Origin of the sequence: Microbacterium sp. 2RAF4 (assembly GCF_052115285.1) — a bacterium.
GTDB classification, from domain to species: Bacteria; Actinomycetota; Actinomycetes; order Actinomycetales; family Microbacteriaceae; genus Microbacterium; species Microbacterium oxydans.
Genome location: NZ_JBFRGI010000004.1, coordinates 251252 through 270765, shown reverse-complemented (window position 1 = coordinate 270765; position 19514 = coordinate 251252). Strand labels below are relative to the sequence as shown.

The window sequence follows — 19514 nt, the reverse complement described above, 5'->3', positions numbered from 1 at the left end:
GAAGGATTAGATCTCGTCGATCGAGGCGGCCTCGAAGCGGCTGGAGATGTTGATACCGAGTTCCTCTGCGGCGCGGAACGCCTCATCGTCGGTGTCGCGGAGGTTGACCAGCGTGCCGTCGGCCGAGAGGACCTCGACGTTCAGGCAGAGCGACTGCATCTCCTTCATGAGCACCTTGAAGGACTCGGGGATGCCCGGCTCCTGGATGTTCTCGCCCTTGACGATCGCCTCGTACACCTTGACGCGGCCGAGGATGTCGTCGGACTTGATCGTGAGGAGCTCCTGGAGCGCGTACGCGGCACCGTAGGCCTCGAGGGCCCACACCTCCATCTCACCGAAGCGCTGTCCACCGAACTGCGCCTTACCACCGAGCGGCTGCTGGGTGATCATCGAGTAGGGACCCGTGGAACGTGCGTGGATCTTGTCGTCGACCAGGTGGTGCAGCTTCAGGATGTACATGTAGCCGACCGAGATCGGGGCCGGGAACGGCTCGCCGGAGCGGCCGTCGAACATCTGGGCCTTTCCGGTGGAGTCGATCAGACGGACACCGTCGCGGGTCGGGATGGTCGCATCGAGGAGACCGGCGATCTCCTCCTCGCTCGCACCGTCGAACACCGGGGTCGCGACCTTCGTGCCGGGGGCGGCCTCGAAGGCCTGCTCCGGCAGACGCGTTGCCCACTCCGGGGTGCCCTCGACCTTCCAGCCCTGCTTCGCGATCCACCCGAGGTGGGTCTCGAGCACCTGGCCGAAGTTCATTCGACCCGGGATGCCGAGCGGGTTCAGGACGATGTCGACCGGGGTGCCGTCCGCCATGAACGGCATGTCCTCGATCGGGAGGATCTTCGCGATGACACCCTTGTTGCCGTGACGGCCGGCGAGCTTGTCACCCTCGGTGATCTTGCGCTTCTGGGCGATGTAGACCACGACGCGGCGGTTGACGCCGGAGCCGAGCTCGTCGTCGCCGTCCTCGGCGTTGAACTCCTTGACCGCGATGATCGTGCCCTGCTCGCCGTGAGGCACCTTCAGGGACGTGTCGCGGACCTCGCGGCTCTTCTCGTTGAAGATCGCGCGGAGCAGACGCTCCTCGGCCGACAGCTCGGTCTCACCCTTCGGCGTGACCTTGCCGACGAGGATGTCTCCGGGGCGGACCTCGGCACCGATGCGGATGATGCCGCGCTCGTCGAGGTCCTTCAGCAGCTCCGGGCTGACGTTGGGGAGGTCACGGGTGATCTCCTCCTTGCCGAGCTTGGTGTCGCGGGCGTCGACCTCGTACTCCTCGATGTGGATCGAGGAGAGGGTGTCGTCCTTCACCAGGTCCTGGCTCAGGATGATCGCGTCCTCGAAGTTGTAACCCTCCCACGTCATGAACGCGACGAGGAGGTTCTTCCCGAGGGCCAGCTCGCCGTTCTCGGTGGCGGGGCCATCGGCGATGACCTCTCCGACCTCGACACGCTCACCGGCGTTGACGACGACCTTCTGGTTGTACGAGGTGCCCTGGTTCGAGCGGTCGAACTTGCGCAGGTGGTACTCCTGCGTTCCACCCTCGTCGAGCATGACCACGACGCGGTCCGCGGAGACCTCGGAGACGACACCGGCCTTCTCGGCGGTGATCACGTCACCGGCGTCGATGGCCGTGTAGCCCTCCATACCGGTTCCGACGAGCGGCGAGTCGCTGCGCAGCAGCGGCACGGCCTGACGCTGCATGTTGGCACCCATGAGGGCGCGCTGTGCATCGTCGTGCTCGAGGAAGGGGACGAGCGAGGTCGCGACGGACACCATCTGGCGCGGCGAGACGTCGATGTAGCCGATGTCCTCGGGGAGGAACATGTCGACCTCGCCGCTGCCGCCCTTCGGACGTGCCAGGACGTGGCTCTCGACGAAGCGACCCTTGGCATCGAGCGGGGCGTTGGCCTGTGCGATGTTGAAGTCGACCTCTTCGGAAGCCGTCAGGTAGTCGATCTGCTCGGTGACGACGCCGTCGACGACCTTGCGGTACGGGGTCTCGATGAAGCCGAACGAGTTGATGCGCGCGAAGGTCGCGAGCGCACCGATCAGACCGATGTTCGGGCCTTCAGGAGTCTCGATCGGGCACATGCGGCCGTAGTGCGAGGGGTGGACGTCACGGACCTCGACGCCGGCGCGGTCACGCGAGAGACCACCGGGGCCCAGCGCGGAGAGACGACGCTTGTTCGTCAGACCCGCGAGCGGGTTGTTCTGGTCCATGAACTGCGACAGCTGCGAGGTTCCGAAGAACTCCTTGATCGCGGCGACGACGGGGCGCACGTTGATCAGGGTCTGCGGCGTGATGGCCTCGATGTCCTGCGTGGTCATGCGCTCGCGGACGACGCGCTCCATGCGGGACAGACCCGTGCGGACCTGGTTCTGGATGAGCTCGCCGACCGCGCGGATGCGACGGTTGCCGAAGTTGTCGATGTCGTCGGTCGCGAGACGGATCTCGGCCTTCTTGCCGCCGCGGATACCGGTGAAGGTCTCCTCGGTGCCGGCGTGCAGACGCACGAGGTACTTGATCGTGGCCACGATGTCCTCGACGGTCAGCACCGACGAGGTCAGCGGCTGGTCGAGGCCCAGCTTGTGGTTGATCTTGTAACGACCGACCTTGGCGAGGTCGTAGCGCTTCGGGTTGAAGTAGAAGTTGTCGAGCAGAGCGCGCGCGGCCTCTGCTGCGACCTGCTCGCCCGGACGAAGCTTGCGGTAGATGTCGCGGAGCGCATCTTCCTTCGTGACGATCGTGTCCTTCGCGAGCGTCTCCTCGATCGAGGTGTAGCCGGCGAACTCGGCCAGGATCTCCTCGCTGGTCATACCCAGCGCCTTGAGGAAGACCGTGACGGACTGCTTGCGCTTGCGGTCGACGCGCACGCCGACCTGGTCGCGCTTGTCGATCTCGAACTCGAGCCAGGCACCACGGCTCGGGATGACGCGCGCCGAGACGATGTCCTTGTCACTCGTCTTGTCGGGAGTCTTGTCGAAGTAGACACCCGGCGAGCGCACGAGCTGCGAGACGACGACGCGCTCGGAGCCGTTGATGATGAACGTGCCCTTGTCGGTCTGGAGCGGGAAGTCGCCCATGAAGACCGTCTGGGTCTTGATCTCACCCGTGAGGTGGTTCATGAACTCGGCCTCGACGTACAGCGGAGCGGCGTAGGTCTTGCCACGCTCCTTGCACTCCTCGATCGAGTACTTCTCCGGCTCGAGGTAGGGGTTCGTGAACGACAGCTGCATCGTCTCGCCGAGGTCCTCGATCGGAGAGATCTCCTCGAAGATCTCGCCGAGGCCGCTGTTCTCGTTCACGTCGGTACGACCGGCGGCCTTGGCCTCGGCCACGCGCGCCTTCCAGGCGTCGTTGCCGACCAGCCAACCGAAGGACTCGGTCTGCAGGGCGAGAAGGTCAGGGACCGTCAGCGTGTCGGAGATCTTGGCGAACGAAAGACGGGAAGCTCCGCGTCCGTTCTTGGTGGTGGTGGATGTGGATGCGTTGCGAGCAGCAGCCAAGGGAATAACCTCCGTGAGCCCCGCAGGGCTTCTCGATTCCTTTGTCGTCAGGTGGAGTGTGCGCCCGGGAACTCAACAGATGCCGACCACCATATGAGGGCAGGGAGAAACGAGCGCAACTACTAACTATACGCACGATTCTGCGACATGGCAAGCACAGTCCTTGACCAATCTTCGAACCTGCGGTATTGGCACCCCGCCGGAGTCGTCCACACCCACCGTCAGCGCCGAGACCCATCGGCGCAGGCGGCTGCGGCGATGGGCCTCGGCGGGAGGGATGGGTGTCGGCGAACGAGGCCTCAGGAGGCGATGTTCAACTCGTTGCCGGGGATCGACGCCAGCAGACGCCTCGTGTACGGGTCCCGCGGATTCGTGAAGATCTCCTCCGATGTCGCGGCCTCGACCAGCTTCCCGTCCTTCATGACGCACACGTAGTCGCTGATCAGTCGCACCACCGCGAGGTCGTGCGAGATGAACAGGTAGCTCAGGCCGTACTCGCTCTGCAGGTCGCCGAGCAGCTTCAGGATCTGATCCTGCACGAGCACGTCGAGCGCCGACACGGGCTCATCGCACACGATCAGATCGGGCGAGAGCGCGAGCGCACGGGCGATCGCGACGCGCTGCCGCTGACCGCCCGAGAGCTCGGACGGGTAGCGACGCAGCATGGACTGCGGCAGCGCCACGTCGTCGAGCAGCTGCCGCACGCGCGTGCGGCGATCCGCAGCGCTCCCCCGCTTGTAGAACTCCAGCGGTTCGGCGATCAGCCGCTCGATCGTGAACATCGGGTTCAGGCTCGAGTACGGGTCCTGGAAGATGGGCTGCACCCGCTGGCGGAAGTCCTTCGTCTCGGCCCGGCTCAGCGACGCGATGTCCTTGCCCTCGTAGCGGATCAGGCCGCTCGTTGGCTCGATCACCTTGAGCAGCATCCGCGCGGTCGTGGTCTTGCCCGAGCCGGACTCCCCCACGATCGCGACCGTCTCCCCGCGCGGGATCACCAGCGACACGTCGTCGACCGCGACGAAGTCCTCCCCGCGGCCCCGCACCGGGTAGACCTTGGTGAGGTTCTCGATCTCCACGATGTTGCCCTTCGACGCGCCCTGGGAGCTGGGAGCCTCGTGGGTCGCTGAGCCTGTCGAAGGGTCCGTCGCCGAGCCCGCCGGCTCCTGCACCCGGAACGCCTCCGGCTGCAGGCGGGCCGCGGCCACCGAGGGCGCCGCCTTCACGAGCGACTGCGTGTAGGGATGCCGCGGATCCTCCAGGATCTGCCGCGCGTCACCCTGCTCCACGACCTTGCCGCGATGCATCACGATCACCCGCTCCGCGCGCTCGGCAGCGAGGCCCAGGTCGTGGGTGATGAGCAGCACGGCCGTTCCCAGCTCGCGCGTCATCTGCCCGATCTGGTCGAGGATGGTCTGCTGCACGGTGACGTCGAGGGCGCTGGTGGGCTCGTCGGCGATCAGCAGGCGCGGCTTGCAGGCCAGACCGATCGCGATGAGCGCCCGCTGGCGCATGCCCCCGGAGAACTCGTGCGGGTACTGCTTCGCGCGCCGCTCCGGATCGGGGAGCCCGGCTGCGGTCAGCGCCTCGACCACCTTCGACTGCACGTTCTGCCGGGTGGCGAGCCCGTGCGCGAGCAGTGTCTCCGCCACCTGGGTGCCGATCTTCGCGACCGGGTTCAGGTTCGACATCGGGTCCTGCGGCACGAGGCCGATGTCGCGGCCGCGGATCGTGCGCAGTTCGTTCTCCGGCGCTCGGGAGATCTCCTTGCCATCGAGGCGAATGCTGCCCGAGGCGATCCTGCCCCCACCGGCGAGCAACCCGATGATGGCCATCGCGGTGGTGGACTTGCCCGAACCGGACTCTCCCACGATCGCGACCGTCTCCCCGGGACGGATCTCGAGGTCGACGCCCTCGACCGCGTGCACGACGCCGTCCATGGTGGCGAAGTCCACGGCGAGGCCCTGGACCGACAGCAACGGCTCGGTCGACATCTGCTTCTCCTTCGCGGCGCCCACGGCACCGTCGTCCCGCGCGTTCATCGTGCCCTCGTCCGTGGATCCATCGCCTCGCGCAGGGCCTCACCCAGCAGCGTGAAGCCGAGCGCCGTGACGGCAATGCAGATGCCTGGCAGGAAGGCGAGCCAAGGCGCGATGGCGAGCTCGGCCTGTGCGTAGGTGAGCATGCGCCCCCACTCCGCCGTCTCCGGGCGACCTCCGCCGAGGCCGAGGAACGACAGCGCCGCCGCATCGATCACGGCGGTGGCAAGTGTCAGGGTCCCCTGCACGATCACGGGACCGATGGCGTTGGGCAGCACGTGCGACATGGTGATCTTGCCGCGGCCGAGACCGAGCGTCTGCGCCGAGAGCACGTAGTCGCTGGAGCGCTGCTGCAGCATGGACGCGCGCAGCAGCCGGGCGAAGATCGGCACCTGCGACGCCCCGATCGCGATCATGATCGCAAAGGGCGTCTGGCCGAGGATCGCGGCGATCGAGACGGCCAGCAGCAGGTTCGGCACCGACAGAATGATGTCGACGATGCGCATGATGAGCGTGTCCACCCATCCTCCGAACGTGCCGGCGAGCAACCCGAGGATCATGCCGCCGACCAGGCCCATCGCGGTGGAGATGACACCGATCATGAGCGAAGCCTGCGCACCCCAGATGAGCTTGGACAGCACATCGCCGCCGAAGCGGTCGAGGCCCAGCGGGAACTGCGGCAGCTCCCCCGGCCCCGGGATGTAGGTCGGCGTGATGTACTTCGCGCCGGGCAGCGCCGTCTCCGGGTAGGGAGCGATCAGAGGTGCGAGAGCGGCGATGAGCAGGAACGCCACCACGATGGCCGCGCCGATCCATGCCGTCGGATTGCGGCGGAGGCGGCGGAACACATCCCGCCAGAAGCCGCCGGAGCCGTTCTTCAGGTCGGCCTGGGCGATGGCGACGGTGTCGATACTGCCGCCGCTCTCCGCCGAGGGACCCTGGGCGGGCGGGAGTGCGATGGTCATGCGACCGCCTCCTTTCGGACGATGGAGAGGGACATCATTGGACCCTCACTCTCGGGTCGATGAAGCTGTAGGAGACATCGACCGCCAGGTTGATCAACGCGTACGCGATCGCGATGAAGATGATGAACCCCTGGAGGACGGGGAAGTCCCTGGTGAAGATCGCCCTCGCAAGGAACGAGCCGATGCCGGGGAAGGCGAACACCGTCTCGGTGAGCACCGCCCCGGATATCAGCAGCCCGGTCTGCAGGCCGATCGTTGTGATCACCGGGAGCATGGCGTTGCGCAGGATGAAGCGGTTGCGCAGCGTCGGCGCACCGACGCCCTTCGCGCGGCCGGTGCGCACGTAGTCGGCGTTCTGCACCTCCAGGACGCTGGCCCTGGTGATGCGGACGATGATCGCGAGCGGGATCGTGCCCAGCGCGAGGGCCGGGAGGATCAGGTGCAGGATCGCATCCCACGCGGCGTCGAACTCTCCGGTGATGATGCCGTCCCACACATAGAACCCGGTGGGATGGGTCGCGTCTATTCGTGGATTCTGTCGTCCGTCCGACGGCAGCCAGCCCAGCTGCACCGCGAAGACGTACTTCAGGATGAAGGCGAGGAAGAACACCGGGATGGTGATGCCGATCAGGCTCAGCACCACGGATGCGTGGTCGGTGAACTTGCCGTGGCGGCGGGCGGCCCAGTATCCGAGCGGGATGCCGATGCCGACCGCGAAGATGAGCGCCATCACGCTGAGCTCGAGCGTCGCGGGGAAGCGGCGCATGAACTCCTCGGTCACCGGACGGTTGGTCTGGATGGAGGTTCCGAAGTCTCCCTGGAGGAGCCGCCCGATCCAGATGAAGTACTGCTCGATGAGCGGCTTGTCGAAGCCGTAGAGCTCGTTGACTCTGGCGACGGCCTCGGGTGTGGCCTTCTCGCCGAGCAGGGCGACCGCGGGGCCGCCGGGAAGGGCCCTGACCCAGGCGAACAGCAGGATGCTGAGCCCGAACAGGGTGGGGATGAGGAACAGCAGTCGCCTGCCGATGGTGCGCAGCACGAAGATCTCCGTCGATCAGAAGGTACGTCGTTCCCCGGTCCCGCCGAAGGGGTGGGACCGGGGAACGACGTATCGAGTGGTCAGGCCTACTTGGTGAGGACGATGTCCGTGAAGACCTCGTCGTTCACCGGGCTGGCGGGGTAGCTCTTCACGCGCGGGTCGAACGCCAGGGTCGGCGCCGGGTGCGCGAGCGGAACGCCGGGGATGAACTGGGCGACCATCTCGTTGATCTCCTCGTACAGCGCCGTCTGGTCCTCCAGGTTCGAGACGCCGCGCGCCTCGTTCAGCTTCTGGAACAGCTCGGGGTTGTCGAAGCCCCACTCGGAGCTCTGCTGGCCGAAGAAGACGCCGACGAAGTTGTCGGTGTCGTTGTAGTCACCGGTCCAGCCGAGCAGGTGGATGCCGTGGTCCGAGGTGCCGGTCGTGCGGTCGAGGTATTCGACCCACTCCTCCGAGACCGGGGTGGTCTCGACGCCGACCTCTGACAGCTGCGACGACAGCACGGTGAAGATCTGCTCGGGGTCCGGCATGTACGGCCGCGACACGTTGACCGGGTAGTTGAAGGTGAGCTTCAGCGGGTTCGCCTCGGTGTAGCCGGCCTCGGCCAGCAGCGACTTCGCCTTCTCGGGGTCGTAGTCGTAGGTCGTGACATCCGGGTTGTAGCCGTTGACGACCTCCGGCACGAACTCGATGGCCTTCTGCGTGCCCTCCGGCAGCACCTGGCTGATCAGCGCGTCCTTGTCGACCGCATACGAAAGCGCCTCGCGCACCTTCGGGTCCTGCAGCTCCGGCACCGCCTGGTTGAAGGCGAGGTACAGGATGGTGAACGGCGGGCGCGAGACCATGGTGAAGCCGTCGTCCTCGAGGGCCTTGGTGTCGGCCGGTCCGACCAGGTCGTAGCCGTCGATCGATCCGGACTCGAGGGCCTGGCGGCGAGCGGTCGGGTCGTCGATCGTGCGGAAGATGATCTCGTCGACCTGGCCCTTGTCGCCCCAGTATCCGTCGTAGGACTTGAGGGTGACCTGCTCGCCCGGCGCCCACTCGTCGAAGGCGTAGGGGCCGGTGCCGACCGGGTGGCCCATGGCGTACTCGGACAGCTGGGGGGCCTCGGCGGAGCCGCTGACCTCATCCGCACCGAACTCCTGCATCGCGGAGGGGCTCTGCATGGCGAAGGCCGGGAGCGAGAGCGAGGCGACGAAGCCGGCGAACGGCTTGTTGAGCTCGATCGTCACCGAGTTCTCGCCGTCGGGGGTGCAGGACTTGTAGACGGCGTCGGCCGCGTTGGAGGCGTACCCCTTGAAGAGCTTGTTGTAGTAGTACCCGAAGGCTTCGGAAGCCGCGAGCCCGGTCCAGTTGAACCAGCGGTCGAAGTTCACGCAGACGGCCTCGGCGTTGAACGGCGTGCCGTCCTGGAAGGTGACGTCCTTCTTCAGCTCGAAGGTGTGCGACATGCCGTCCTCTGACGACTCCCACGACTCGGCGAGGAGCGGTGCAGGGTCGGCGGTGCCGGGCTCGGTGCCGACGAGACCCTCGAAGATCTGACGCGAGACGCGGAAGCTCTCGCCGTCCTGCGCGAAGGCGGGGTCGAGGCTCGCCGGGTCCGAAGACGCGGCGAACACGAACGTCCCGTCGACGTCGCCCGACCCTTCCGAGCCCTCGTCGCCACGCTCACTGGCGACGCAGCCGGCGAGCGCGAGCGCCGCGATCGTGGCTCCGGTTACGGCGATGAGTCCTCGCCGACGCTTGACTGATTGGTGCATTGTGTGACCTTCCCTGTCGGGCGCTTCTTTGCGCGTCCCGAGGCTTCCTCGCCTCGGTGACGGTGATGACTCGACGGTACCCAGCAGATCCTCAGATACCAAACGCATCCAGGTTGCAATCCGATATCGGCGAGACCGGCACCGATCCGGTAGTGTCCAGATCGTGCCAGACACCACCCCGCTCGCCGTCTGCTTCGGAGAGGGCATGGTCGCCCTCGTCGCCGCCACCGCGGGTCCGCTCGAGGACTGCCGGACCTTCCACCGCTCCCTCGCCGGAGCAGAGTGGAACACCGCGATCGCTCTCGCCTCGGCCGGTGTTCGCACGTCCGTCCTCTCCCGCGTCGGTGACGACGGCTTCGGGCGCTTCCTCACCGCTGAGCTGCGCGCCCACGGCGTCGACGACGCCGCGGTCGAGGTCGACGGCGACGCACCAACGGGGCTGTACGTGAAGGAGCTCTCGGCACGGGAGGACGGTGCCGTCGACGGCACCATGCACTACTACCGTGCCGGATCGGCCGCCGCAGCCCTCTCGCCGCAGACACTCACGACACCGGTGGCGTCAGCGCTCCTCGCCGAAGCGTCGCTCGTGCACACCTCGGGGATCACGCCCGCGTTGTCGGCCTCAGCCCTCGCCACCCAGGAGGCACTGTTCTCGGAGCGACGCCCCGGTCGCCTGATCAGCTTCGATGTGAACTGGCGCCCCGCGCTCTGGCTCGGACGTGAGGCTGAGGGCCGCAGGATCGTCGCGGACTTCGCGTCCCGCGCCGACATCGTGTTCTGCACCCGACCCGACGCTGAGGCCGTGTTCGGCACGAGCGATCCGCAGCGGATCCGCGCCCTGTTCCCCCACCCGCGCCATCTGCTCGTCACCGACGCCAGCGGTGCCGTGGCGTTCGACGGCACGGAGACCGCGGAGAGCGACGCGCTCGATGCGCCCGTGGTGGAGACCATCGGCGCAGGCGATGCCTTCGCGGCCGGCTTCCTCGCCGGGGTGCTCACCGGCCTCTCACTGACGGGGAGCCTCGCGCGCGGGCATCGCATCGCGACCCGCGCCCTGGTCAGCACCCGCGACCACGTCGACTGAGCGGGACGAGGTAACCGGCTGAGCCTTCTGCAGCCGGGCCTCAGCTGCGCCGGCGGGCCGGGACCGCGTCGTGGGTGCGCTGCAGCGAGACGGCGACCGGCTCCCCGCGGTGCTGCACGACCCGCACGAAGAGCACGTCGACGAGCGCGAGCTGTGCGATGCGGCTCGACATCGCGGCCATCCGGAACGGGGATTCGTGCGCGTGTGTGAGCAGCACGACATCGGCCGCCAGGGCCACAGGCGAGTCCGGAGCGCTGGTGACCGCGACCGCGAGCGCACCGGCGTCGCGCGCGACCTCGAGGGCACGCAGGGTCTCTGTGGTCTCGCCGCCGTGGGAGAAGGCGATCGCCACATCGGCGGCACTGCGCAGGGAAGCCGTCGTGACCGCGAGGTGCGGGTCGGCGGAGTGCGAGACGGAGCATCCGATGCGCGACAGCTTCAGCTGCAGATCCTGCGCCGTCAGCGATGACGCAGCCTGTCCGAAGAGGTCGATGTGCCGGGCATCGACGACCGCACGGGCGACCCTGTCGAGCGCGGCCGCGTCGAGGGCGAGCGCGGTCTTCTCGATCGCGTCGATCTCCTGGGCGGCGAGCTTGGCGGCGATCGCGGTCGGACCGTCGTCGGGGTCGATCGCGGTGGTGTCCAGACCGAAGCGTGCCTGCTGCGCCTGTTCCAGCGTGATCGCGCGCGCGACCGCGACCCTGAGTTCGCGGTAGCCGCTGTATCCGAGCGACTGGGCGTAGCGGGCGACCGTCGAGAGCGAGGTCTGACAGAGCTGGGCGAGATCGTTGATCGCCAGGTCGACGACCAGGGTCGGGTCACCGAGGATCTTCTCCGCGACGCGCGCCTCTGCGGCGCTCACCTTGGGAAGGGAGCGCCGCACCAGAGCGAGAACGTCATCGTCCATGGAGGGTCCTGTCTCAGCCGGCGCTGGTCATCCTCTGCTGCGCCGTGAAGCGTCCGAGGAGTGCTTCACGCGCCGTCTGGGCACCGAGCCTACTGGCTGCGGCGACCTCCACGGTCGGCAGGGGCAACGGCTGCGCCGTCGGAAGACCCACGTTGACGACCACTGCATGCGGGTCGCGCACGGCAGCGCGTTCGACGAGTGCCCGCTGCGCGGCGTCGGTGTCCGGCCGGTCGATCAGGAGCACGGTCGTCGCGGACGCTGTGGCCGCCGCGGCCGCCACCTCGTCGAGCACCCGGTCCTGCTCGGACAGCGGCGCTGACGCCACGTCGAGACGCACGCGCAGGCCCTCCTCCGCGAGCGCACTCGCGACGTACGAACCCGCGCTGTCGACCGCCAGGGTCGACCGGCGACGCGCATCGATGACGGCGAGTTCCGTCGACACCACCGGAGTGCCTCCGGAGATCGTCACCATTCGGCGCAGGATGCCGGCGGCATCGAACTCGCCGGACGGCTCCTGCGTGGCTTCGGCGGCGACCGCAGCGGAGCGGAGCTTGGTCGCGAGCGCAGCGACCCTGGCTGCGGCCTCCTCGACGCGCTCACGCGGGAGCGAGCCGTCACGGAGAGCGGCGACGATCCCGTCTCTCGCCGCGCGGAAGTCCTGCTCGTCCTGATCGGGCAGAGCGGCATCGCCGGGGTTGGTCGGGTTTCCGATGCACAGGAGGTCGGCTCCGGCGGCGAGGGCCATGGCCGCTCCCCCGCCGAGTCCGACCGTCTCGCGGATGGCCGCCATGTCGAGAGCATCGGTGATGATGACGCCGTCATAGCCCCAGTCGCGCAGCATGCCGAGCACGCGCGGATTGAGGGTGGCGGGCTGCTCACCCCACGCCGGGACCACGATGTGGGCGGTCATGACGGCATCGACGCCCGCATCGATCGCCGCGCGGAACGGCTCCAGATGCACGCGCTCGAACTCCTCGAGGTCGAGCGTGATCTCGGGAAGCGAGTGGTGCGAGTCCATGTGGGTGTCGCCGTGACCGGGGAAGTGCTTCACGCAGGCGGCGACCGCGCCGTCCTGGATCCCGTCGATCGTCGCGACCACGTGTCGGGACACGAGCGCCTCGTCGTCACCGAACGCGCGAACGCCGATGACCGGGTTGCGGGGGTCGGTGTTCACGTCGGCGACCGGACCGAGGACGACGTTGGCGCCGACCGCACGCACACGACGTGCCAGCTCCGCGCCGGTCTCCTCCGAGGCGACGAGATCGTCGAGCAGGCCGAGCTGCGCGGCACCGGGAACCGTCGACCCGGTGGCGGACTCGAGCCGGGTGACGCTGCCGCCCTCCTCGTCGATGCCGATCAGGGCATTCGGGTTCGCGTCGAGGATCTGGGCGCTCAGCGCAGGCAGGTCCTCTCCGACGTTCTGCCCGAAGTACACGACTCCGGCCAGGCCATCGCGCAGTTCGTCGCGCAGCCACGCGGGCGCCTCGGTGCCGAAGAAGCCCGGCCACAGCACGCCGTTCGCGAGACGTTCGAGCTCGTCGGTCATCCCTTCACTGCTCCTGCCACCATGCCGGAGGCGAGCTTGCGCTGCACCAGCACGAAGAAGATCATGACGGGCACCGTGATGATGGTCGACGCGGCCATGATGCTGCCCCAGTCGTTCGAGTGCAGGCCGAAGAACGACTTCAGACCGATCGAGACCGTGTACTGGTCGGTCTGCGCACCCAGGATGGTCATCGCGAAGATGAACTCGTTCCACGCGGTGATGAAGCTGAAGATGCTCGTGGCGACGAGGCCCGGCATGACCAGCGGCAGCAGCACAGAGCGGAACATCCGCCACCAGCTCGCACCGTCGATGTACGCGGCCTCTTCGAGCTCGACGGGAACGGCGGCGACGAAGCCGCGGAGCATCCAGATGCCGAAGGCGAGGGAGAGCGCGACGTAGACGACCATCAGGCCGAGGATGCTGTTGAGCAGACCCAGGCTCTTGACCTGCAGGAACAGCGGGATGACGAGCGCTTCGAGCGGCACCATCTGCACGATCAGGATCATCATCAGGATCGTGGTGCGGAACTTGAACTTGAAGCGTGCCACCGCGACCGCGGCGAGCAGGCACACCAGAGCGCTCACGAGCACCGTGACGAGCGCCACGATCGCCGAGTTGCGCAGGTACGTGCCGAATCCGCCGTCGGTGAGCACGAAGGCGAAGTTGTCCCACGTGAACTCCTGCGGGAGGAGCGACTGTCCACCGCTGGACGCCTTGCCGTCGAAGGCGCTGGAGACCATCCAGTAGACGGGGAAGAGGGTGAAGATCAGGACGGCGGCGACCGCGATCCCGATTCCGATGCGGGAGCGGAGCCTCGGACGCGGGTTCACAGCTCGTCCTCCTTCATGAGGGAGCGGATGTAGACGATCGTGATGCCGATCAGCACCAGCGTGAGCAGCACGGCGAGCGCGGCGCCGAAACCGTAGCGGTTCTGGCCGAAGGACTCCACGTAGGACCAGACACCGAGGTTCAGCACCTGACGGTTGCCACCGCCACCACCGGGCATCAGGTACACCTGCGCGAAGACCTTGAAGTCCCAGATGGTGGAGAGGATGATCACGACCGAGAACACGGGCTTGAGCGTGGGGAAGATGATCTTCCAGAACCGGCGCCAGGCGCCCGCGCCGTCGAGCGCCGCGGCTTCGAGCATCTCCTTCGAGACACCCAGCAGGCCGGCGAGCACCGTGATGGCGACGAACGGGAAGCCGTGGTGCACGACGTTCAGGAGCACGATGGCGTAGAACGACCACTGGTTCGTGAACCAGTTCACGGGATCGTCCATCAGGCCGAGGTCGCGCAGGACGGTGTTGAAGATGCCGCGGTCGGCATCGAAGATGAAGGTCCAGACGTACGTTCCGGTCACGGCGGGCATCGCCCAGGCGACCATGATGCAGCTGGAGACGATGACGCGCCAGGTGGTGCCCAGCCGCGCGAGCAGCAGCGCCACGAGCGTGCCGACGGCCACCGTGACGAACACGGCGACGGCGGCGAAGCCGACGGTATTAGGCAGCACCACCGTCCAGAGAGTCGGGTTGGTGAGCGCCTCGACGTAGTTGTCGAGACCGATCCAGTTGTTCTCCCCGGTGTTGATCTCGCGCAGACCGTAGTCCTGCAGCGAGTAGATGAACACCTGGATGAGCGGCCAGAGCATGAGCACCGCGAGGATGGCCAGCCCGGGCGCGAGAAGGAGCCAGGGGCGGGCCGCGACGATCGAGAGACCGCGTCGCTTCCGGCCGCCGGCCACGGGAGCGGAGGGGGACTCCGCTTCCGTGGCCGGCAGTGGCGCTTGCACCATCGACATGGAAGGAATGCTTCCTTACTTCTGGTTGAGGAGTTCGGTCATCTCGGCGGCGGCGTCCTTCGTCGCGGTCGCGACGTCCTTCTGCCCGCTGAGGATGGCCTGGATCATGGAGTTGGTCGTCTTCTTCGCCTGCACGGCGCCGAAGTTCGGAGTGACCGGGACGGATGCGCCGCCGTCGACCATCTGCTCGGCGAACGGTGCGACCAGCGGGTCGGTCGAAGCCAGCGCCTCTTCCATCGCGGACTGGACGCCCGGGAAGTAGCCGGTCTCGTTCGACCACTGCTCGGCGAACTCGCCGGTGGTCATGAGCTTGACGAACTCCCACGCGAGGTCGGCGTTCTTGGTCGTGTTGAAGACGGAGAGGTGCGATCCGCCGAGCACGGACGGAGCGATGCCGCCGTCCTCACCGGGGATGACGGCCGCGCCGATCTTCCCCTCGAGGTCGGGGTTCGCCTCGATGAGCGACTTCGGCGTCCACGAGCCCGAGAGCATCATGGCGACGTTGCTCTGCGTGAACGCGTCACGGAGGTCGGTCTCCTTCCAGGTGGTGGCACCTGCGGAGGAGAAGCCGTGCTCGGTGGCCAGGCCCGTGTAGAACTCGATGCCGGCCTGCGACTGCGTGCTGTCCAGCTCGCTCGTCCAGGTCTTGCCGTCCTTCGTGGCGATCTCGCCGCCGGCGCCCCAGACCCAGGGGTAGACCTGGAACTCGGCGTCACCGGGAACCGGGAACGGCAGCATGTCGGGCTTGGCGGCCTTGATGGCGTCACCTGCGGCGACGATGTCGTCCCACGTCTTCGGGGCTTCGAGACCAAGCTCCTCGAACACGTCGGCGCGGTAGACCAGCGAGCGGACGCCCGCGTACCACGGCATGCCGTACAGCTCGCCGTCGTAGGTACCGGCGACTTCGAGGCCCTCGACGAGGTCGTCGCGGAGGCCCTTCTCGGCGTCGACGTACTCATCGAGAGGGAGGAGCGCGCCGGCGTCGGCGAACTCCGCGGTCCAGGTGGTGCCGGTCTCGGCGATGTCGGGGGTCGTGTCGCCGGCGATGGAGGTCACGAAGCGGTCGTGGGCGTCGGCCCACTGGATCTCCTCGATCTTGACCGTCGCGCCGGTCTCCTTCTCGAAGGCGTCGGACACCTTGTCGTAGAAGGCCGAGGCGTCGGGGTTGGTGCCCTTCATGATCCAGACGGTGAGCTCCTGGCCCTTGCCGTCGGTGGACCCGGTGTCGCTACCGCCGGCGCAGCCGGCGAGGGCGAGCGTGGCCACGGCGCCGAGCGCCACAGCCGAGAGAATGCGCTTGTGCATTGCGGGGATCTCCTCTTTGAAAGTCCTGGCAAGCATCGGGTACTCACCGGGGGTTAGGAAAAAGTATCCACGACTAACTAATTACCTGCAAGTTCCTCTCACAATCGTCATGCGGCCGTAACATCAGGTTCCCCCGGTAGGCTCCCCGGATGGTCCGCCGCACCCCTGACAACGACCGCTCGACGGTCGCTCGCCACGCGACACTCCCCGCCCAGAAGCCCGCCAGAGGATTCCTGAAGATCGCCGGGATCTCCGTCGGTGTCATCCTCGTCGCCGCGATCGCGGTCGCCGCGTTCGTCGTCACCGACTACTTCAACCGCTTCAACGAGGGCGCCGTCGCGTTGGAGGACGCCCCCGAGGTGGAGCCGCCGTCCATCAGCGCCTACCCCGGCGCGTTCAGCATCCTCGTCCTCGGCACCGACGAATGCGGTGCCGTGTCCACGGGGCTGCTGGGCGAGCGCTGCTCGAAGGCCGACGGCGGGATCCTCAACGACGTGAACCTCCTGGTCCACGTCTCGGCGGAGCCGCGCAACGTCACCGTCGTCTCGCTTCCCCGCGACCTCATGATCCCGACGCCGGAATGCACCAGAGAAGACGGATCGATCGCCTCAGAGACCCGCAAGACGCAGATCAACTCGATCTATCAGAACGCCGGGATGTCGTGTGTCGCGAAGACCGTCACCGAGCTCACCGGGATCGAGATCCCCTTCGCGGCGAAGATCGACTTCGACGGCGTGATGGAGGTGACCGATGCGATCGGCGGCGTCGAGGTGTGCATCGGCGGCGACGGCATCCGCGACCGGCACACGGCTCTCGACTGGGAGCCGGGTCTGCGCACCGTATCGGGCTACGAGGCCCTGCAGTTCATCCGCACGCGGCATGGCGTCGGCGATGAGAGCGACATGGCGCGCGTGTCGAACCAGCAGCAGTACATGTCCCGCCTCGTGAAGAAGATCATGAGCGACGAGGTGCTGTCCGACCCCGGCAAGGTGCTGGGACTCGCCGACACCATCGTCGACAACATCGACCCGAGCGACGAACTCGGCAACCCCATCCGACTCGCGCAGCTCGCCCTGTCGATCAAGGACGTGCCGTTCTCCGAGTTCGTGTTCCTCCAGTACCCGGTCTTCGCCGACCCCGACGACTCCGACCGCGTGGTCCCGAACGAGCAGGCCGCCGCGACCATCTGGGATGCTCTGAAGGCGGGTCAGCCCGTGCAGCTCACCGGCGACGTCAGCAACAACGGGGGCGTCGAACTCGTCGAACCGGCACCGGGCACGGAAGGCGAGGCTCCGGTGACGGATCCGCCGGCGACGGATGCTCCTGCCACGGACGCCCCGTCTCCCCGTGCGACGCTCGACTCGGCGATCTCCGGGCAGACGGTCGATCAGGAGACGTGTGCGAACGGCAAGCAGCGCTGAGCCGCTGAGCCGCTGAGCCGCTGAGACGCACAGCAGCGCGTAGGCTCGTGCCCATGGGCCGGACGAGATCGCGCGACACCGAGCATCCGCAGGTCCGGCTGGACCACGGCGGCATCGCCGGCATCGTGCCCTCGGAGTTCACGAGCGGCTTCGAGCTCATCGTCGACGGCACCCCGCAGTCCCATGTCGACCTCGACGACCCGACACACCTGCACTTCGAGTACATCGTCCGCATGGGCGCGGTCATCGATCAGCTCGCCCCCGGCCCCCTGACCGCCGTGCACCTCGGCGCCGGCGCGCTGACCGTACCGCGCTACATCGACGCGACGCGACCCGGCTCGCGTCAACAGGTGATCGAGCTCGAGGCTCCGCTCGCGCAGCTGGTGCGCGAACACCTCCCGTTGCCGAAGGGAGCGCCGATCCGGATCAGGATCGGCGATGCCCGCGAAGGAGTCGCCAAGCTGCCGGGCGCGCTCCGCGCGAGCTGCGACCTCGTCGTCTCCGATGTCTACTCGGGCGCGCAGACGCCCGCGCATCTCACCAGCGTCGAGTTCTACCGGGAGCTCGCAGAGCTGTTGGCCCCGGGCGGGGTTCTCCTCGTCAACGTCGCCGACGGGCCGGGACTCGCTTTCGCCCGCCGCCAAGCCGCGACGATCGCGGACGTGCTTCCGGAGATCGGCATCCTCGCCGACACCCAGGTGCTCAAGGGTCGGCGCTTCGGGAACCTCGTCGTCGCCGCCTCCGCCGCGCCCCTGCCCACGGAGTGGCTTCCGCGCATCCTGGCCGCGGGTCCCCATCCCGCCAAGATCGCTCAGGGCGCCGAGGTCGACGCCTTCATCCAGGGGGCACGGATCGTGACCGATGCCGACGCCGTCGCCTCACCGCGGCCGGACGCCTCGCTGTTCCTGCGCTGACCCACCACCCCGCTCCCGGCGCACGAGAGAGGCTCGGACGGCGACCCCGGAACGCGATGACGGCGTGTCGGAATCAGGATGCGGCGGACCAGGGCGCGCCGCCGGGAGGACCCCGCGCACGGAAGGCAGACTGGTCGGGGACGCTGCGGAAGGAGAGCAATGAGTTTCATCCGGGGATACGACCAGGAGACCCTCCGCGAAAAGGTCGATCTCGATGAGTGCGAGGCCCGTCTCGCGGAGATCGATTCGCAGCGCAGCCTGCCCGCTCTGCTGGAGCGCGTGTGGCTGCTGAAGGTGCTCGACCGCCTCGATGAGGCGCTCGCGCTGGCGGACGAGACGGTGCGCCAGGCGCGCATGGCGGGTACTCGCAAGGACGTGCTTCGTGCCCGCGTGCTGCACGCGACGATCCTGCAGTACCGGGGTGCGCACGCCGCCGCGGAACAGGAGCTCGCGACCTGCGCCGCCGAGGCCGAGGGCCAGCGCTGGCTGTCGATCGCGGCCTTCGCCTACCAGCACCACGGCAAGAACGCCTACGACGCCGGTGACTACGAGACCGCGCGGGAGAGCTTCAAGCAGTCGCTGTTCCTGCGTCGCGAGTCCGGAGCCGAAGACAGCGAGCTCGAGACCGCGCTCCTGGCGATCGAAGCCGTCGAGCGTCGACGCCCGCCGCAGCTCATCCCCGGCTGAGGCCCCGCGCGGCCGCGATGTCGGCGGTATGGCTTAGCCTGATCGCATGGCGGAACTTGACCGTGTGCGCGTCTGGGGCGAGGCACTGATCACGCTGCATCTCGACGACACCTGGTCGTTCGGCTTCGACAACGCCAAGCGTCGGGCCGGTCAGTGCGACTACACGAAGAAGCGGATCACCGTGTCGCGCTACCTCGCCGCGCGCTTCGACGATGACGACATCCACCAGGTGCTGCTGCACGAGGTCGCGCACGCCCTCGCCGGCCACGAAGCCGCCCACGGACCGACCTGGAAGCGTGTCGCCCGCGACCTCGGCTACGTCGGCGGCACCACCCATCGCGGCGAGACGGCGGTGGAGCTCGCGCCCTGGGTGGGCAGCTGCCCTGCCGGACACGTCACGTACCGGCACCGCCGCCCCACGAGGCCGACGTCGTGCGCACGCTGCTCGCGCACATTCGACTCCCGGCATCTGTTCGCCTGGACCCGACGCGAGATCACGAGCGACGTGCGACTCGCCGCACAGCTCCCGCGCTGACCGC

General features: G+C 67.7%; 15 protein-coding genes. 5 read left to right on the top strand and 10 right to left on the bottom strand.

Translation table 11 applies throughout. The annotated features are described in order from the left end of the window. Window positions 1-6 precede the first annotated feature (6 nt). From rpoB to AB4070_RS16870, 5 genes are all read right to left on the bottom strand, one after another. On the bottom strand, window positions 7-3510 hold the full coding sequence (gene rpoB, locus AB4070_RS16890; protein WP_441981113.1) for a DNA-directed RNA polymerase subunit beta: 3504 nt from the start codon (window positions 3508-3510) through the stop codon (window positions 7-9). 299 nt (window positions 3511-3809) lie between these two features. Then, a complete protein-coding gene (locus AB4070_RS16885; RefSeq protein WP_441981112.1) occupies window positions 3810-5549 on the bottom strand; it encodes an ABC transporter ATP-binding protein in 1740 nt (579 codons plus the stop codon). Continuing rightward, entirely contained in the window at window positions 5546-6511 is a 966-nt protein-coding gene (locus AB4070_RS16880) for an ABC transporter permease (RefSeq protein WP_021199008.1), read from the bottom strand. Before AB4070_RS16880 ends, AB4070_RS16885 begins: the two co-directional genes overlap by 4 nt. Window positions 6512-6545: 34 nt before the next feature. Then, window positions 6546-7550, bottom strand: a complete 1005-nt coding sequence (locus AB4070_RS16875) for an ABC transporter permease (protein ID WP_058630491.1) — start codon at window positions 7548-7550, stop codon at window positions 6546-6548. An 86-nt stretch (window positions 7551-7636) separates the two neighbouring features. After that, on the bottom strand, window positions 7637-9310 hold the full coding sequence (locus AB4070_RS16870) for an ABC transporter substrate-binding protein (RefSeq protein WP_441981111.1): 1674 nt from the start codon (window positions 9308-9310) through the stop codon (window positions 7637-7639). Window positions 9311-9473: 163 nt separating this feature from the next. On the opposite strand from AB4070_RS16870, the gene AB4070_RS16865 reads away from it, so the two are divergent. After that, the gene (locus AB4070_RS16865) at window positions 9474-10394 is read left to right on the top strand and encodes a sugar kinase (RefSeq protein ID WP_441981110.1); all 921 of its coding nucleotides are present in this window, start codon (window positions 9474-9476) and stop codon (window positions 10392-10394) included. Between the two features lie 40 nt (window positions 10395-10434). On the opposite strand, the gene AB4070_RS16860 is transcribed toward AB4070_RS16865, so the two are convergent. From AB4070_RS16860 to AB4070_RS16840, 5 genes are read right to left on the bottom strand one after another with little or no spacing between them, the layout of a single operon-like run. After that, the gene (locus AB4070_RS16860; protein WP_441981109.1) at window positions 10435-11301 is read right to left on the bottom strand and encodes a MurR/RpiR family transcriptional regulator; all 867 of its coding nucleotides are present in this window, start codon (window positions 11299-11301) and stop codon (window positions 10435-10437) included. A gap of 13 nt (window positions 11302-11314) precedes the next feature. Next, window positions 11315-12847: a glycoside hydrolase family 3 N-terminal domain-containing protein gene (locus AB4070_RS16855; protein ID WP_441981108.1), complete on the bottom strand. Its 1533-nt coding sequence runs from the start codon at window positions 12845-12847 to the stop codon at window positions 11315-11317. After that, window positions 12844-13677 carry a carbohydrate ABC transporter permease gene (locus AB4070_RS16850; protein ID WP_017828171.1) on the bottom strand — a complete coding sequence of 278 codons (834 nt, stop codon included), beginning with the start codon at window positions 13675-13677 and terminating at the stop codon, window positions 12844-12846. The genes AB4070_RS16855 and AB4070_RS16850 overlap by 4 nt, the downstream gene beginning before the upstream one ends. Then, window positions 13674-14648: a carbohydrate ABC transporter permease gene (locus AB4070_RS16845; protein WP_058630487.1), complete on the bottom strand. Its 975-nt coding sequence runs from the start codon at window positions 14646-14648 to the stop codon at window positions 13674-13676. Before AB4070_RS16845 ends, AB4070_RS16850 begins: the two co-directional genes overlap by 4 nt. Window positions 14649-14663: 15 nt before the next feature. Continuing rightward, a complete protein-coding gene (locus AB4070_RS16840; RefSeq protein WP_441981107.1) occupies window positions 14664-15953 on the bottom strand; it encodes a sugar ABC transporter substrate-binding protein in 1290 nt (429 codons plus the stop codon). Between the two features lie 149 nt (window positions 15954-16102). On the opposite strand from AB4070_RS16840, the gene AB4070_RS16835 reads away from it, so the two are divergent. The 4 genes from AB4070_RS16835 (at window position 16103) to AB4070_RS16820 (ending at window position 19510) form a co-directional block, all read left to right on the top strand. Continuing rightward, window positions 16103-17374, top strand: a complete 1272-nt coding sequence (locus AB4070_RS16835; protein WP_441981106.1) for an LCP family protein — start codon at window positions 16103-16105, stop codon at window positions 17372-17374. Between the two features lie 53 nt (window positions 17375-17427). Next, a complete protein-coding gene (locus AB4070_RS16830) occupies window positions 17428-18288 on the top strand; it encodes a spermidine synthase (RefSeq protein ID WP_441981105.1) in 861 nt (286 codons plus the stop codon). A 159-nt stretch (window positions 18289-18447) separates the two neighbouring features. After that, on the top strand, window positions 18448-18975 hold the full coding sequence (locus tag AB4070_RS16825) for a hypothetical protein (RefSeq protein WP_046747335.1): 528 nt from the start codon (window positions 18448-18450) through the stop codon (window positions 18973-18975). 46 nt (window positions 18976-19021) lie between these two features. Next, the gene (locus AB4070_RS16820; protein WP_441981104.1) at window positions 19022-19510 is read left to right on the top strand and encodes a SprT-like domain-containing protein; all 489 of its coding nucleotides are present in this window, start codon (window positions 19022-19024) and stop codon (window positions 19508-19510) included. Window positions 19511-19514 lie beyond the last annotated feature (4 nt).